This window comes from Thalassococcus lentus (assembly GCF_028023555.1).
GTDB classification, from domain to species: Bacteria; Pseudomonadota; Alphaproteobacteria; order Rhodobacterales; family Rhodobacteraceae; genus Thalassococcus_A; species Thalassococcus_A lentus.
On the sequence record NZ_JAQIOY010000002.1, the window covers coordinates 183,786 to 199,161 of the forward strand.

Genomic DNA, 15,376 nt, shown 5'->3' on the forward strand with positions numbered 1-15,376 from the left:
CGCCTCTGGTCTTGGTTGACGCAGAGCGCTATACAGAGTTCCTGTTAACGCTCACGTCGAGCACCACACCGGAGATTGAAGACCATGACGGAATGGCACAAAACGAACTGGCGCAACAAACCGCGGGTTCAGATGCCGGATTATACGGATCAGGACGCGTTGCACTCGGTCGAGGCACAGCTGGCCAAGTATCCACCGCTGGTCTTTGCCGGTGAGGCGCGCAAGCTGAAAAAGCAACTGGGCGCGGCGTCGCGCGGCGAGGCGTTTTTGCTTCAGGGTGGCGACTGTGCCGAGGCGTTTGATCAGTTCAGCGCAGACGGCATTCGTGACACCTTCAAGGTGATGCTGCAGATGGCAATGGTGCTGACATACGGTGCCAAGGTTCCTGTTGTGAAAGTGGGCCGCATGGCCGGCCAATTCGCCAAGCCACGTTCGGCGCCGACAGAGACCGTCGATGGTCTGGAACTGCCCAGCTACCGCGGTGACATCATCAACGAGCTGGCCTTTACGCCAGAGGCTCGTATTCCCGACCCGAAAAAGATGCTGCAGGCCTACACGCAAGCTGCGGCAACTCTGAACTTGCTGCGCGCCTTTTCGACTGGTGGTTACGCTGATGTTCATCAGGTCCACAGCTGGACTCTCGGCTTTACCGAAAGCGAAAAGGCCGCCCGGTTCCGCGAGATGGCCAACCGGATCTCGGACACGCTTGATTTCATTTCGGCTGCGGGTCTCGACAGCGATCAGGAACCCAGCCTTCAGACAGTGGATTTCTACACAAGCCATGAATCTCTGCTGCTGGAATACGAAGAGGCTCTGTGCCGTCTGGACAGCACGTCAGGCAAATGGCTGGCTGGCTCGGGTCATATGGTCTGGATTGGTGACCGGACGCGTCAACCCGATGGCGCCCACGTCGAATTCGCTCGCGGGGTTCTGAACCCGGTCGGTCTGAAATGCGGTCCAACCACCACGGCCGAAGACCTCAAGGTTCTCATGTCCAAGCTGAACCCTGAAAACGAAGCCGGTAAACTGACGCTGATCGCCCGGTTTGGTGCAGGCAATGTTGCGGAACATCTGCCGCGTCTGGTCAAGGCCGTTCAGGAAGAGGGCGCCAATGTGGTTTGGGTCTGTGATCCGATGCATGGCAACACGATCAAATCCTCGACCGGCTACAAAACGCGTCCGTTCGATTCCGTTCTGCGTGAGGTCAAAGAGTTCTTTGGCGTTCATCAGGCAGAGGGAACGATCCCCGGCGGTGTTCATTTCGAAATGACCGGCCAGAACGTGACTGAATGCACGGGTGGCGTTCATGCCGTCACAGACGAGGATCTGTCCGATCGATACCACACAGCCTGTGACCCGCGTCTGAATGCATCGCAGTCGCTGGAACTGGCATTCCTGGTGGCCGAAGAGCTGTCGGCCCGCCGCAATGCCGCGTCCGAGGCAGCCAACGGCTAATTGGTCTGACAATCAGAAAAATAGGCCCCGCGCTTGATCATGAAGCGCGGGGCTTTTTTTGATCCCCCATCAGCCAGCGCTGTACCGCTGGTCAATCGTCGTTCGAGACAACCAGCTTCAATTGTGGGCGTTCGGTTGGTCGGAGCGTAGCGGTTTCAAAGGCTGCGCGCGCTTCGGCAAAGCCCAGTGCAGGGTCTTTGGATTCTGCCGGTGTTTCGCCAAAGGGAACTGCTTCGATTTGTGTGGCCACGCGCACACCGGGTTGCAGCAATGGTTCAATTTCGATCTGAACAATGTCGAAACGCCGCGGGGCCCGTCCGATGCGCCCTTTGGTGATCAGGGCGCCCAATCCGCGGGACACATCGCCGAAATCTGACTCAAGCGGCATTAACAGCAATTCGCCATCAATCGCTGGCTTTCCAAAGCTGGTTTCCCCGCGCAGCAGGATACGAACAATCGCCGGGTCTGCAAAAAGCCGCGCCACGGCACCGCCCAGCCGATCACGATCCGCAGGCGCGATGATGCTGGACAGTGGCATCCCGGCAACCTGCATGCCCATCAGGTCGGACAGATGGGCACCGGCGACCCGGAACTTGGCCAGCCGGGGCGCGATCCGTTCGATCAAAAATGCATGTTCAAGCGCGCTCTCGATGCCGCGCGGATCAACCTCACTGCGCAGCGGAACCTGCCGCTCATCGCAAAGACCGTGCCAGTATGCTTCGACCATCCGCAGGGGTGTTCGATGCTTGCTTTGTTCACGCTCGGTCATGGATACCACGTTGCCAAAACCACTCCCCTTGCTCAACATATCAGCGCTCCGTCCAGTTCGGCGCAGTCGGGGCGAGTTCATGTTGTCCCAAACTGCGTAATCTTCGTTACCAAAAGATTACTATCAGCCTGCCCGCGCAATTTCGCTCAAATTCGCTACAATGGGTTAACGCGTTGCAAACCAAGTTGTCTTGCGCGCGGCGCTGGGACTGGATAGGCCAGAGGCAGCGACACTCATGCATCAAGGAACAGACCATGCGCCAATCAATGACCGGTTTTGCCAGCCTTCAGGGCAGCGGTGCAGGCTTTGACTGGACGTGGGAATTGCGCGGTGTGAATGGCAAGGGACTGGATCTGCGCTTGCGCGTTCCCGATTGGATCGAGGGGCTCGAAGCCGCCGTTCGCACGCGTGCAGGCAAGGCCATTGGTCGCGGCAACGTTCAGATTTCGCTCAAGCTTCAGGCAGGGGAAGAGGCGCAAACTGTTGCGGTGGATCCTGTGCAATTGCGCGGCATGCTAAACGCAATGGCAGAGGTCGAAACCGAAGCCATGGCCATGGGTGTCACGCTGGCACCATCGCGCGCCGGTGACATCCTCGGGCTGCGCGGCGTTCTGGCCAGCGGGGCCGCAGATGTTGATCATAAGGCATTGCTGGCTGCCCTGATGGCCAGTTTTGATGCGGCCCTTGAGGCGTTTCGCGAGATGCGGATCGCCGAGGGTGACAAGTTGAACGAAATCCTGACCCGGCAGGTGGATGAGATCGAGACTCTGACCGCGCAGGCCAGCGATGCGGCCCGGTCAAGGGCCGGCGCACAGGCTGAACGGATGAAGGCACAGTTGGCCCGGGTGATGGACAACACTGACGGTGTGGACGAAGCGCGCATTGCTCAGGAACTGGCACTGATCGCGGTCAAGGCCGACATCACCGAAGAAATAGACCGGCTGGGTGCCCATGTGACTGCCGCGCGCGATCTGATGCAGACAAAGGGGCCGATTGGCCGCAAGCTCGACTTTCTGATGCAGGAGTTCAACCGCGAGGCCAACACGCTTTGCAGTAAATCGGGTGACGCTGCGCTCACGCAGGTCGGTCTTGCGCTCAAGACCGTGATTGATCAGATGCGCGAGCAAGTCCAGAACGTGGAGTGATCCTATGACCCCATCAACATCGGCTGATCGCCGCGGTCTCTTGATTATCCTGTCGTCGCCTTCGGGCGCAGGCAAAAGCACACTGTCCCGGCGGCTGTTGGAGTGGGACGAAAGCCTGAGCTTTTCGGTCTCGGCCACAACCCGCGCACCGCGTCCGGGCGAACAGGACGGCCGTGAATACCACTTTCTGACCGATGACGCATTCAAGCGCAGCGTTGCCGAAGATGGCATGCTCGAACATGCCCATGTCTTTGGTCATTTCTATGGAAGCCCGCGGGCACCGGTGCAAAAGGCAATTGAGCAGGGTCGCGATGTATTGTTTGATATTGACTGGCAGGGCGCACAGCAAATCGTGAACTCGGCGCTGGGTCAGCATACGCTGTCCATCTTTATCCTGCCCCCATCAATCGCAGAATTGCGCCGCAGGCTGATCAGTCGGGGTCAGGACAGCGAAGAGGTGATCAGCAAGCGCATGCAGAAAAGCTGGGACGAGATCAGCCACTGGGGCAGCTATGACTATGTTCTGGTGAATGATGATCTCGAAGCAACCTTTGACAGGCTCAAGACAATCGTCACCGCGACGCGCCTGCGCCGCTTGCAGCAGCCGGGCCTCGTGGACCACGTGCGCGCGCTTCAAACAGAATTCGAGGATCTGGCATGACCCTTTACGCTTTGGATGATATCGAACCACGGGTTGCCGCGGATGCATGGGTTGCTCCGGATGCGAACCTGATTGGCCGCATCGAGATAGAGGCACGGGCCTCTGTCTGGTTCTGCAGCACGCTGCGCGGCGACAATGAACTGATCCGCGTAGGCGAAGGCAGCAATGTTCAGGAAAACTGCGTGTTCCATACCGACATGGGGTTCCCTTTGGATATTGGTGCTGGATGCACCATTGGTCACAAGGTCATGCTACACGGCTGCACAATTGGGGAAAACTCGCTCATTGGTATGGGCGCAACGATCCTGAACGGTGCCAAGATCGGCAAGAACTGCCTGATTGGGGCAGGGGCGTTGATAACCGAAGGCAAGGAAATTCCGGACGGCAGTCTGGTCATGGGTGTGCCGGGCAAGGTCGTGCGGCAGTTGGATGACGCCGCTATTCAAAACCTGCGCGCCTCGGCGCTGCATTATCAGGAAAACGCTGCGCGCTTTGCCAAAGGGCTGCGGGCGCTGTGACAAGAGGGGCTGAGCTATGAAGCATACAATTCAAAGACCACAGGTGCCCCATGTGGGCGCGTCCCGGCCTGTCGTGGCGCCGATCTATCCGTCGGTTGTCTATGCCTCGGACGATCCCGACATGCTGGACGCCCAGTACGAAGGGCGCACGCCCGGATTCACCTACGCGCGCGAAGGGCATCCGAATGCTGATGCTCTGGCACGGCGCATTGACGTCATGGAGCGCACACTGGACGGGCTGGTTCTGGGGTCTGGCATGGCGGCGGTGGCTGCCGTGTTGCTTGGGCTGACCAAGGCCGGAGACCATGTGATCGGCGGCAATCAGCTCTATGGTCGGTCTCTGCGCATGATGAACGAAGACCTGCCTCGGTTGGGGATCGAGACAAGTCTGGCCGATCCTACGGATGTGGCAGCGTTCGAGGCTGCTTTGAAACCCAACACAAGGCTTGCCTTGATCGAGGTGGTTTCCAACCCGACGCTGCGCGTCGCGGACGTGGAAGGCATCGCCAAACTCTGCCGGGATCGTGGCATTCTGCTGGTCGTCGACAACACCTTTACGACGCCCGCTGCCATTCGGCCGCTGGAACTGGGCGCGGACATTGTCTTGCATTCCGTGACCAAGCTTTTGGCGGGGCATTCCGACGTTACCTTGGGTTGGGTCGGCGCAAACGATCAGGACCTGATGGACAAAATCCGGGTTTTTGCAGTCACCACCGGGATGACGCCAAGCCCGCAGGAATGCTGGCTGGCTGAACGCGGCTTGGCCACTTTTGATCTGCGCTTTGAACGGGCACAGGCCACGGCCGAGGCGCTCGCGGCTTACTTGTCGGTGCAAAAAGGGGTCAAGCGCGTGCTTTATCCGACCCGCGCGGATCATCCGGATGCCATGCGCGCACAGGGATTGTTGCGCGGTTATGGCTGCAACATGGTCAGCTTTGAAATCGAAGGCGGGCGGGCTGCGGCCAACGCCTTTGTACGCGCCGCGGACGGCGTGGCCTTTGCGCCGACTTTGGGGGATGTGGGCACCACACTGTCGCATCCCGCGTCTTCCTCGCATCGTGCCCTGTCGCCCGATGCCCGCGCCGATTTGGGAATTTCCGAAGGTTTCTTCCGGGTATCCGTCGGTCTGGAAGACCCCAAGGCGCTGACCGCGACCTTTGAGGCGGGATTAAAGGCCGCGCGCGCGGTGAAATGACAGACCTGGCCCAGATGGTTGAAGCAATCCCGCTTCCGGCGCTGGTGATCGGCGCCGACGAGCGGATTACGGCGGTCAACCGTGAGGCTTGCAATTTTCTGGGCTCAGGTCTGACCGGGCGTCACTTCATCACTGCGCTGCGGCAACCGGATCTGCTCGACAGCATCGAAGCGAGCCTGCGAGATGGCGCGCCGCGCTCGGCGCAATACCTCGGCAATGAAGGGGGCGAGGACACCAGCTTTGATGTGAGTGTGCGCCCCGTGACGACAAAGGGGCGCGCGGGTGTTCTGGTTTGTTTCATCGACACGACGCCCATGGAGCGGGCCGGGCAGATCCGCCGTGATTTCGTTGCCAATGTCAGCCATGAGCTGCGCACGCCTCTGACCGCGCTGCTGGGCTTTATTGAGACGCTCAAAGGCCCAGCGTCGAATGATGCGGCGGCCCGTGACCGGTTTCTGGGCATCATGCGAAACGAAGCGGAGCGCATGAACCGGTTGGTGAGTGACTTGTTGTCGCTTAGCCGCGTGGAAAGCGAGGCGCGTATTCGTCCCACTGACCCGGTGGACCTGGCTGCCTTGATTCAGGCGGCCGAACACGCATTGGCCCCCTTGGCCAATGACGCACAGGTGTCCGTTACCCTTGATCTGGCCAATCCCGTGCAGCGCGTCTGTGGTGACGAAGATCAGTTGCGGCAAGTGATCACCAACCTGCTGGAAAACGCTGTGAAGTATTCCGGAAAAGGGGCCCATGTCACGGTGTCCCTTGGTGCTCCGGACTATGAGCCAAAACTGCGAAACAAGGGCGTGCGTCTTGCCGTGCGCGATACGGGGCCGGGGATTGCATCCTTGCATGTGCCGCGTCTGACCGAACGGTTTTATCGCGTCGATGGCCATCGGTCGCGGGAAAAAGGCGGCACCGGGCTCGGGCTTGCCATCGTCAAACATATCGTTGAACGTCATCGTGGACGGATCGAAATACAGTCTGATCCGGGACAGGGCAGCTGCTTTACCGTCTTGTTGCCGCTTGAATAACCGGGAATGCGCGGCACAGGCCGCTGAAGCCAGGAACCATGGCCATGAGCGTCGAGAAAGACACTAACCGTCGTCGCAAGCTATCGGACGAAGTGCGTGAACGGCTGCTGGAACTGATTAAAACCGAAGGGTTGGCGCCGGGCGATGTCATTCCTTCTGAACGTGCCCTGATGGCCCAGTTCGGTGTTGGTCGTCCTGTCGTACGCGAGGCTATGCAATCGCTGCAATCTGCTGGATTGATCGATATCCGGCATGGTGAGAGGCCCAAGGTTGCCTCACCTTCCATGCCCGCCTTGTTGGGTCAGCTCGGCGAGTCTGTGCGACACAGTCTGGTTCATTCGGACACATCGCTGGATGATCTTAAACAGGCGCGCGCCTTGTTTGAGGCGCAGATGGCCGGCCTTGCGGCTGCCAATCGCACAGACCGCGACATCGCGGCATTGCGCGACATATTGGGTCGTCAGTCTGATGCCCGTGAGAATTCGGCCGAGTTTTTGCGTCTGGATGGCGCTTTTCATGCCCGTATCGCCGACATGTCTGGCAACGCAATCTTTCAGGGGCTGAGCCGGTCGCTGTTCGATTGGCTGGCAGAATTTCATACAGGGTTGGTGCGTGCCGAAGGGCATGAGTCTGTGACCGTGGATGAACACGGTGCAATTCTGGATGCGATCGACCAAGGGGCCTGTGCGTTGGCCGGGCAACGAATGAGCGATCATCTCAACCGCGCTAACAAACAATACCGCAAACCGCAGACCGGTTAGACGGCACTGTTTCGAGATGTGCCTAACTGGTATGATTTCTTGACTTGATAAACTGGTATGATGAGTATGCGGCAAGACACAGAATGATTCCGGAAGGGTGAGCCGTGGTTGTGCGGATCGAAGCTGACTATTTGATGGAAACATCCATCGATCCAGAACGCGCCGCCTTGGTTCTGGCGGGCGAGCAATCATCCGGTACCTTCGTTGCTGTGCCGGGGGAAACGTCAGAGCTGAAGGAACGCTCAGGCGCGCGCTTAGAAAAGCTGGATGTGCTTGGATCCATTGCAGGCCCCAGTTTGCCCGGTGCAAAATCCGGATCCTGTGTTGTTCAGGCAAAGATTACTTTGTCGTGGCCGTTGCAGAACACTGGTCCAGATTTGCCCAATCTCATGGCAACAATCGCTGGCAACCTGTTTGAATTGCAGGAAGTTTCGGGATTGCGTCTGCTGGATTTCCGTTTGCCCGAAGCCTTTGCAAAGGCCTATCCCGGGCCGCAATTCGGGGTCGACGGAACGCGCCAGTTGGCCGGCGTGGCCAAGGGCCCGATGATCGGCACGATTATCAAGCCGAGTGTCGGCTTGAACCCTTCCGAGACTGCTGCACTTGCCGCCACGCTGGCAAAGGCCGGGATTGATTTCATCAAGGATGATGAGTTGCAGGCAAACGGCCCATCCTGTCCGTTCGAAGAGCGGGTGCGCGCCGTCATGACGGTCTTGGATGAACACAGCCAGCGCACGGGTAAAAAGGTCATGTACGCCTTCAACCTGACAGGCGAAATAGACGACATGCGGGCCCGTCACGACCTGGTGCGTGATCTGGGCGGCACCTGTGTGATGGTCAGTGTCAATTCGGTGGGGCTGGGCGGCATGCTGGCGCTGGCGCGTCACACTGAACTGCCGATCCACGCGCATCGCAACGGATGGGGCTATCTCTCCCGGCACCCGGCACTGGGGTGGTCCTATCCGGCATGGTCCAAGCTTTGGCGTCTGGCCGGGGCTGACCACATGCATGTGAACGGTCTGAACAACAAATTCAGTGAAGACAACGACAGTGTTATCGCGGCGGCCAAATCCTGTCTGGAGCCGATGTTTGACAGCAAAGCCTGCGCGGTGATGCCGGTGTTTTCATCCGGTCAGACGGTTTTGCAGCCTTGGGAAACCTATGAACGGCTGGGTACGGCTGACCTGATCTATACCGCTGGCGGCGGGATCATGGCGCATCCGCAGGGGCCAGCCACAGGGGTAAAGGCGCTGCGCGAAGCATGGGATGCGGCCATCGCCGGTGTTCCGGCGGATGACTATGCCGCAACGCACCCAGCCTTGGCGTCGGCGCTGAATTGGTATCGGTCATGACCGCACTGCCTGACGGATTGCTGGCCGCCTGGTATGGGGATGATTTCACAGGCGCCGCGGCAACGATGGAGGTCTTTGCCTTTGCCGGTCTGGATGCGGTGCTCTTTGTCGATGTTCCAACACCGGAACAAATCGCCCGTTTTGCTGATGCCCGCGGTATCGGGATCGCGGGTGTGTCCAGATCGCATTCACCGCAGTGGATGCGCCGTGAGTTGCCAAAGGTCTATCAAGCTCTGGCTGGGCTGAAAGCGCCGTTCAATTTCTATAAAGTCTGTTCCACCTTCGACAGCGCCCCTGATGTGGGCTCGATCGGTTGCGCGGTGGAACTGGCTCTGGATCACTTTCAAAGCGACTGGATGCCAATGCTGGTTGCAGCGCCCGATATTGGGCGATGGCAGGTCTTTGGTCACTTGTTTGCGGCGGGGCCGGGTGGGAACTACCGGCTGGACCGTCATCCCGTCATGGCGCGCCATCCCGTAACGCCGATGGTCGAATCTGATTTGTGCCGTCACTTGGCCGCGCAGACCGATCTGCCGTCAGGTCTGGTCTCCATCCGTGATCTGGCGGTGGACGGGCAGGGCGCGCTGGGGCGTGTTCAGCAAGAGGCGCGGATCGTTTCCCTCGATGCCGTAGATGAAACATCGCTTGCCGCAGCGGGCGCGTTGATCTGGGAGAACCGCGCGACAGGGCGGTTTGGCATTGGATCACAAGGGGTGCTGTATGCTTTGATCGCCTACTGGCGTGCGCAGGGACTTCTTGAGGCGGAACCAGCTGTTCCAAGCGCCGGCCACACAGATCGGCTTGTTGTGGTTTCAGGCTCCGCCTCGGTTGTGACGGCGGCACAAATCGACTGGGCTTTGGACAACGGTTTTGCAGGCGTACGCTTTGACGCCGCTGCCGTGCTCGGGACGGCCGGCTCGGCAGAGGCCGAAGATCAGGCCGTCACCGAAGCGCTGCAGGCCCTGGAGCGCGGCATGCAGCCTTTGATTTTTGCCGCCAAAGGGCCGGATGATCCCGCAATTGCGGCTTTTGAAGCGGCGGCGTGCGCCGCAGGGATGCCGCTCGAGGACGCGCGCGGGCGCATTGGTGCGGCGCTTGGCCGTGTGCTGCGCCGGTTGCTCGAACAAACCGATTGTCGGCGTGCGATCATTTCCGGTGGCGACACCTCGGGCCATGCGACACAGCAGTTGGGAATCTATGCGCTGAAGGCTTTGGCCCCGACGATCCCGGCGGCGGCGCTGTGCCGGGCGTTTTCGGAGAACCCGAGATTTGACGGCCTCGAACTGGCGCTGAAGGGCGGTCAGATGGGCGCAACAGACTATTTCGGCGCGGTGCGTGCCGGTGGTGGAACACAGCAAGAGGACCAATGAGATGACCAGAATTGCCTTGATGGGTGCGGGCGGAAAAATGGGTGTGCGCCTGTCCAAGAACCTGATCGACTCGCCCTATGATGTTGAGCACATCGAAATTTCCGAAGCGGGCCGTGAAAGACTGGCACAGAAAGCAGGGCTTCAGTCCGTTGCGGGAACCGACAATATAGGTGAAGCCGATGTGGTTCTTCTGGCGGTTCCGGACCGGATGATCGGTAAGATCGCCCATTCGATCATCGATGATGTAAAGCCCGGCGCGGCGCTCGTCGTTCTGGATGCGGCGGCGCCCTACGCCGGTGAGATGCCCAAACGGGACGATGTTACCTATTTTTGTTCGCATCCCTGCCATCCACCAATCTTTGATTTCACCCCGGATGAAGCGGTCCAGCGGGATTTCTTTGGCGGGATTGATGCGCCGCAAGGGATTGTCTGCGCTCTGATCCAAGGCCCGGAAGAGCACTACGCCTTGTGCGAGGACATCGCCAAACGCATTTACGGCCCGGTGTCCCGGTCGCATCGTTGCACGCTTGAACAGATCGCGATCCTCGAACCGGCTCTGTCGGAATCGGTTGGCGCAACCATGTGCATGGCCCTACGCGAAGCTGCGGACAAGGCTGAGGCCATGGGCGTTCCCAAGGATGCGGCGCATGATTTTCTGCTTGGACATATGAAGATTCTGCTGGCTATCGCCTTTGACATCTTCCCCGAAGGCAAGCTTTCGGACGGCGCCATTCACGCGGTCAATCAGGCCAAGCCGAGGATTTTCAAGGAAGACTGGCTGGACAACATCTTTTCGACCGAGGCGGTCAGGCAGTCCGTGATCGACATTTGCCACCCCGAAGGCATCGACACGTAATCCGGCCAAGGATCAGGCAAACCAGCAGACAGGGGCGGCAACCCAAAGGGCCGCGCCCTTATGTTTGCATTGCGATGAGGGCGGATCGCGTCGGTACAGGCAAAAAACTCGATGCCAAATATCCATTTGGCAGGATAAAAATTCACCTGTCATAAAACCGTTACACAACTGTCACAAAAGCATAGCCGAGCGCTCTTAGACCGCATTGCATACGGTCGTCACAGGGGCGACCGATGTCTGCTATTGTGGAGAAGACAATGACATTGAAACTGACCGCGTCTGCGATTGCGATTGCTGCCGTCACTGCGACAACAGCCTCTGCGCGTGACAACGTTCAGGTGGCGGGTTCCTCGACGGTTCTGCCATATGCGTCGATCGTCGCCGAAGCCTTTGGCGAAAACTTCGACTTCCCAACACCGGTTGTTGAATCGGGCGGATCGTCGGCCGGTCTTAAGCGGTTTTGTCAGGGCGTTGGCGAAGAGCACACCGACATTGCCAATGCATCGCGCAAGATCCGCGAAAAGGAAATCAAGGCCTGCGCCGAGAATGGTGTGACCGATATTATCGAGGTGCGTATCGGCTATGACGGGATCGTCTTTGCATCGCAGCTGGACGGGCCGGACTACACGTCTTTTACTCAGGCTGATCTGTTCAACGCGCTGGCGCCCAAGGTCATGGTGGACGGTGCACTGGTTGATAACCCCTATAAGCAGTGGGCAGACTTCAACGCAGATTTGCCCGCAGAAGACATCCTTGCCTTCATTCCCGGCACCAAGCACGGCACCCGTGAAGTGTTCGAAGAAAAGGTGATCGCAGTCGGATGCGAGCAAACCGGCGCAATGGCGGCGATGATCGAAGCCGGAATGTCTGAGCACGATGCAGAAGATGCCTGCCTCGAGGTGATGTCCGACGGCCGGGCGGTCGATATCGATGGCGACTACACCGAAACATTGGCCTCGATCGATGCCAATTCAAATGCCGTGGGTGTGTTCGGCCTCGCGTTTTATGAGAACAACACAGACAAGCTGAAAGTGGCGGATATGGCCGGGGTCACGCCTTCGACCGACAGCATTTCCAGCGGCGAATATCCTGTGTCGCGTCCGCTCTACTTCTACATCAAGAAAGCCCACATCGGAGTGATCCCGGGCCTCAAGGAATTCGCTGAATTCTTTGTGGCAGAAGAGATTGCAGGCCCCGACGGACCGCTGGCTGAATATGGTCTGGTGTCTGATCCTGAACTGGAAATGACCCAAGACATGATCGCGGACGAACAAATCATGGGCGACGCCATGTGACCCGCTTTTGGGGGCCGACCAAGCCCCGAGCAAGGCCGGGGCGGCATATTTCGCCGCCCCGTTACGTCTTTTAGGACCTTTACCAAACTGATGCTTCCGGGGGATGCATGCCTGTACTTTGGCTTTTCTTGATCGTGATCGGCCTTGGGGCGACCGGCTATTTTGTCGGCCGGACCCGCGCGTTTGGCGTTGTGGGGGGCGATCGTCGTCTGTTGCATTCTCTGCCCAGCTATTATGGCTGGAACGCGCTGATCAAGACGGTGTTCCCGGCCTTTGGGGTCATGATCGTGTGGTTGATTGCTCAGCCGATGCTGATCAACAACTCAATTTCCCAGATGATCCCCGAAACTGAAATTGCCGAAGGATCAAGTCTTGGGTTGGCGCTTGCCGAGGTACGGCGGACTGCCGAAGGGCTGGATCGGGCCATTGAGGCCGGTGTGATTGAGATGGCCATGGCCGACGATCCTCAGGCCGACGTGACCGTGATCACCCAGCAGCTCAAGGACGCAGGTCAGATCGTGACGTCGGACATCACGCGCCCGGTTTTGCTGGCAGCGCAGCAGTACCGCCAGACCAGCGCCACGGCGACGCTGTACATGGCCATCGCTGTCATCGCCGTCGCCTTTGCGGGCATGTTCTGGGGCCTGTCGCAGATATCGGCAAAGTTTCGGGCGCGGAACACGGTGGAAAAGGCTGTTTTGGCCATTCTGATCGCGGCGGCATCGATCGCCATATTGACGACTCTTGGCATTGTGCTTTCGCTGATCTTCAACACGGTTGAATTTTTTCGTCTGTATCCGGCGATGGAGTTCTTTACCTCGCTGAAATGGGCCCCAAGCTTTTCCGGTCGCGGCGGCGCGTCCGAGTTGGGCATTCTGCCGCTGCTATGGGGCACCATCTATATCTCTTTCGTGGCGCTGCTGGTGGCTGTGCCCATTGGATTGTTCGCAGCAGTCTATCTGAGCGAATATGCATCCAAGCCGGTTCGCAGCGTCGCCAAGCCGATGCTGGAGGTTCTGGCCGGCATTCCGACGATCGTTTATGGCCTTTTTGCTTTGTTGACGATTGGCCCGATCCTGATGACTGCCTTTGGCGATGACACGGTTGGCTGGATGCAGGGTCAGCGCGCTGTCATGACCGCCGGTATTGCCATGGGCATCATGTTGATCCCCTTCGTCAGTTCGTTGTCTGACGACATCATCAATGCGGTGCCGCAATCCATGCGCGATGGATCCTACGGGCTGGGCGCCACGAAATCCGAAACCATCAAGCAGGTGATCCTGCCCGCAGCACTGCCGGGTATCGTGGGTGCGATCCTGCTCGCGGCCAGCCGGGCGATCGGAGAGACAATGATCGTGGTGCTGGGGGCAGGGGCAGCGGCCCGTTTGTCCCTGAACCCCTTTGAAGCCATGACGACCGTAACGGCCAAGATTGTCAGTCAGCTTACCGGCGATAGCGATTTTGCGTCCCCCGAAGCCTTGGTCGCCTTTGCACTGGGTATGAGCCTGTTTGTCATGACACTCGGGCTGAATGTCCTCGCGCTTTATATCGTCCGCAAGTACCGGGAGCAGTACGACTGATGACGGATACCAGCATGCAACAAACGGGCAAACCGCCCGTATCCACCAGCTCGCTGCTCGCAGAAGATGCGCGCACCAGAAAACGCAACGCAGCTGAAAAGCGATTCCAGATGTACGGGATCGCAGCCATCGGCGCGGGGCTGTTCTTTTTGGTTGTGCTGCTGGTGACAATCATCGGATCGGGCGTCGGCGCATTCCAACAGAGTTTCATCACCGTGCCGGTCTATCTGGATGAAGCAAAGCTGGACAAAAAGGGTGAACGCAATCTCGATGATATCAAGAAGGTTTCGACCTTTGGCTACACCCCGCTGATCCAGCAGGCGGTGTTCGACAAGATTGCGGCGCTCAACATTGAAACGCCCCTGACCAAGCGCAAGAACATGAAGGCTTTGTTGTCAGCGTCGGCTGCCGCGCAGGTGCGTGACACGGTGATCGATGATCCAAGCCTGATTGGCCAGACCGTCGAATTTCGGATGTTGGCATCCAGCCGGGTTGATGGCTACCTCAAGGGCCGGGTCCAGCGCGAGGATGTCGCCCGGGACAAGAACATCGATGCGGAACATCTCGATCTCGTCGATGCTTTTCAGCAAGCCGGGATCATCAAAAAGCAGTTCAACGTGGACTTCATTTTGGGGGCCGATGCCTCTGAAAGCCGCCCGGAACAGGCTGGCATGGGTGTTTCTATGCTCGGATCCTTGTTCATGATGGTGGTGGTGCTGGTTCTGGCCTTGCCGATTGGTGTCGCCGCCTCGATCTATCTTGAAGAATTTGCCCCCAAGAACCGTTGGACCGATCTGATCGAGGTGAATATCTCGAACCTTGCGGCGGTGCCTTCCATTGTCTTTGGTATCCTTGGTCTGGCGGTCTTTATCCAGTTTGCGCATCTGCCCCAATCGGCGCCCTTGGTGGGCGGCTTGGTTCTGACGTTGATGACGCTGCCGACGATCATCATCTCGACCCGTGCCTCGCTCAAGGCAGTGCCACCGTCGATCCGGGATGCGGCGCTCGGGGTTGGCGCCTCGAAAATGCAGTCGGTTTTTCACCATGTTCTTCCGCTGGCGATGCCCGGCATCCTGACCGGTACGATCATCGGTTTGGCGCAGGCACTGGGCGAAACAGCGCCGCTGCTCCTGATCGGCATGGTGGGCTATATCGCGACCAATGTGCCGGACGGGATTGCCTCGGGCTTTCTCGATCCCAATTCGGCCATGCCGGCGCAAATCTACGAATGGGCCAAGCGGGCAGACCCGGCCTACTATGAGCGGGCATGGGGCGGGATCATCATCTTGCTGGTTTTCCTGCTGACCATGAACATCATCGCCATTTTGCTGCGCCGTCGCTTTGAGCGCCGCTGGTAGGCACTTCGCCATATCTTCGCGCCGGAGGGG

General features: G+C 58.9%; 14 protein-coding genes. 13 read left to right on the top strand and 1 reads right to left on the bottom strand.

Annotation, left to right across the window (positions count from 1 at the left end; genetic code table 11):
• Positions 1-84: 84 nt before the first annotated feature.
• Positions 85-1,455: a class II 3-deoxy-7-phosphoheptulonate synthase gene (locus tag PFY00_RS06005; RefSeq protein ID WP_271431633.1), complete on the top strand. Its 1,371-nt coding sequence runs from the start codon at positions 85-87 to the stop codon at positions 1,453-1,455.
• Positions 1,456-1,546: 91 nt separating this feature from the next.
• On the opposite strand, the gene PFY00_RS06010 is transcribed toward PFY00_RS06005, so the two are convergent.
• Entirely contained in the window at positions 1,547-2,224 is a 678-nt protein-coding gene (locus PFY00_RS06010; protein ID WP_271431634.1) for a PAS domain-containing protein, read from the bottom strand.
• Positions 2,225-2,478: 254 nt separating this feature from the next.
• Between PFY00_RS06010 and PFY00_RS06015 the strand changes: the two genes are divergently transcribed.
• From PFY00_RS06015 to pstA, 12 genes are all read left to right on the top strand, one after another.
• Positions 2,479-3,369, top strand: coding sequence for a YicC/YloC family endoribonuclease (locus PFY00_RS06015; RefSeq protein ID WP_271431635.1), 891 nt, complete (start codon positions 2,479-2,481; stop codon positions 3,367-3,369).
• A 4-nt stretch (positions 3,370-3,373) separates the two neighbouring features.
• Positions 3,374-4,030: a guanylate kinase gene (gene gmk, locus PFY00_RS06020; RefSeq protein ID WP_271431636.1), complete on the top strand. Its 657-nt coding sequence runs from the start codon at positions 3,374-3,376 to the stop codon at positions 4,028-4,030.
• A complete protein-coding gene (locus PFY00_RS06025; RefSeq protein WP_271431637.1) occupies positions 4,027-4,548 on the top strand; it encodes a gamma carbonic anhydrase family protein in 522 nt (173 codons plus the stop codon). Before gmk ends, PFY00_RS06025 begins: the two co-directional genes overlap by 4 nt.
• Before the next feature lie 16 nt (positions 4,549-4,564).
• A complete protein-coding gene (locus PFY00_RS06030; RefSeq protein ID WP_271431638.1) occupies positions 4,565-5,743 on the top strand; it encodes a trans-sulfuration enzyme family protein in 1,179 nt (392 codons plus the stop codon).
• Entirely contained in the window at positions 5,740-6,774 is a 1,035-nt protein-coding gene (locus PFY00_RS06035; RefSeq protein ID WP_271431639.1) for an ATP-binding protein, read from the top strand. The genes PFY00_RS06030 and PFY00_RS06035 overlap by 4 nt, the downstream gene beginning before the upstream one ends.
• Positions 6,775-6,818: 44 nt before the next feature.
• Complete coding sequence (gene nanR, locus PFY00_RS06040; protein WP_271431640.1) at positions 6,819-7,535, top strand: transcriptional regulator NanR; 717 nt, start codon at positions 6,819-6,821, stop codon at positions 7,533-7,535.
• Positions 7,536-7,639: 104 nt separating this feature from the next.
• A complete protein-coding gene (locus tag PFY00_RS06045; RefSeq protein WP_271431641.1) occupies positions 7,640-8,887 on the top strand; it encodes a ribulose-bisphosphate carboxylase large subunit family protein in 1,248 nt (415 codons plus the stop codon).
• The gene (locus PFY00_RS06050) at positions 8,884-10,257 is read left to right on the top strand and encodes a four-carbon acid sugar kinase family protein (protein ID WP_271431642.1); all 1,374 of its coding nucleotides are present in this window, start codon (positions 8,884-8,886) and stop codon (positions 10,255-10,257) included. The genes PFY00_RS06045 and PFY00_RS06050 overlap by 4 nt, the downstream gene beginning before the upstream one ends.
• A gap of 1 nt (position 10,258) precedes the next feature.
• Positions 10,259-11,113 (top strand): phosphogluconate dehydrogenase C-terminal domain-containing protein, encoded by an 855-nt coding sequence (locus tag PFY00_RS06055; RefSeq protein ID WP_271431643.1) that lies wholly within the window; start codon positions 10,259-10,261, stop codon positions 11,111-11,113.
• A 257-nt stretch (positions 11,114-11,370) separates the two neighbouring features.
• A complete protein-coding gene (locus tag PFY00_RS06060; RefSeq protein WP_271431644.1) occupies positions 11,371-12,408 on the top strand; it encodes a substrate-binding domain-containing protein in 1,038 nt (345 codons plus the stop codon).
• A 107-nt stretch (positions 12,409-12,515) separates the two neighbouring features.
• Positions 12,516-13,988 carry a phosphate ABC transporter permease subunit PstC gene (gene pstC, locus PFY00_RS06065; RefSeq protein ID WP_271431645.1) on the top strand — a complete coding sequence of 491 codons (1,473 nt, stop codon included), beginning with the start codon at positions 12,516-12,518 and terminating at the stop codon, positions 13,986-13,988.
• Positions 13,988-15,346: a phosphate ABC transporter permease PstA gene (pstA, locus tag PFY00_RS06070; RefSeq protein WP_271431646.1), complete on the top strand. Its 1,359-nt coding sequence runs from the start codon at positions 13,988-13,990 to the stop codon at positions 15,344-15,346. Before pstC ends, pstA begins: the two co-directional genes overlap by 1 nt.
• Positions 15,347-15,376 lie beyond the last annotated feature (30 nt).

Excerpts from the sequence above, each read along its gene's own strand:
- PFY00_RS06035 (WP_271431639.1), top strand. The coding sequence starts at position 5,740 with ATGACAGACCTGGCCCAGATGGTTGAAGCAATCCCGCTTCCGGCGCTG.
- PFY00_RS06010 (WP_271431634.1), bottom strand. The coding sequence starts at position 2,224 with ATGACCGAGCGTGAACAAAGCAAGCATCGAACACCCCTGCGGATGGTC.
- gmk (WP_271431636.1), top strand. The coding sequence starts at position 3,374 with ATGACCCCATCAACATCGGCTGATCGCCGCGGTCTCTTGATTATCCTG.
- PFY00_RS06055 (WP_271431643.1), top strand. The coding sequence starts at position 10,259 with ATGACCAGAATTGCCTTGATGGGTGCGGGCGGAAAAATGGGTGTGCGC.
- pstA (WP_271431646.1), top strand. The coding sequence starts at position 13,988 with ATGACGGATACCAGCATGCAACAAACGGGCAAACCGCCCGTATCCACC.
- pstC (WP_271431645.1), top strand. The coding sequence starts at position 12,516 with ATGCCTGTACTTTGGCTTTTCTTGATCGTGATCGGCCTTGGGGCGACC.
- PFY00_RS06060 (WP_271431644.1), top strand. The coding sequence starts at position 11,371 with ATGACATTGAAACTGACCGCGTCTGCGATTGCGATTGCTGCCGTCACT.
- nanR (WP_271431640.1), top strand. The coding sequence starts at position 6,819 with ATGAGCGTCGAGAAAGACACTAACCGTCGTCGCAAGCTATCGGACGAA.
- PFY00_RS06005 (WP_271431633.1), top strand. The coding sequence starts at position 85 with ATGACGGAATGGCACAAAACGAACTGGCGCAACAAACCGCGGGTTCAG.
- PFY00_RS06025 (WP_271431637.1), top strand. The coding sequence starts at position 4,027 with ATGACCCTTTACGCTTTGGATGATATCGAACCACGGGTTGCCGCGGAT.
- PFY00_RS06015 (WP_271431635.1), top strand. The coding sequence starts at position 2,479 with ATGCGCCAATCAATGACCGGTTTTGCCAGCCTTCAGGGCAGCGGTGCA.
- PFY00_RS06050 (WP_271431642.1), top strand. The coding sequence starts at position 8,884 with ATGACCGCACTGCCTGACGGATTGCTGGCCGCCTGGTATGGGGATGAT.
- PFY00_RS06030 (WP_271431638.1), top strand. The coding sequence starts at position 4,565 with ATGAAGCATACAATTCAAAGACCACAGGTGCCCCATGTGGGCGCGTCC.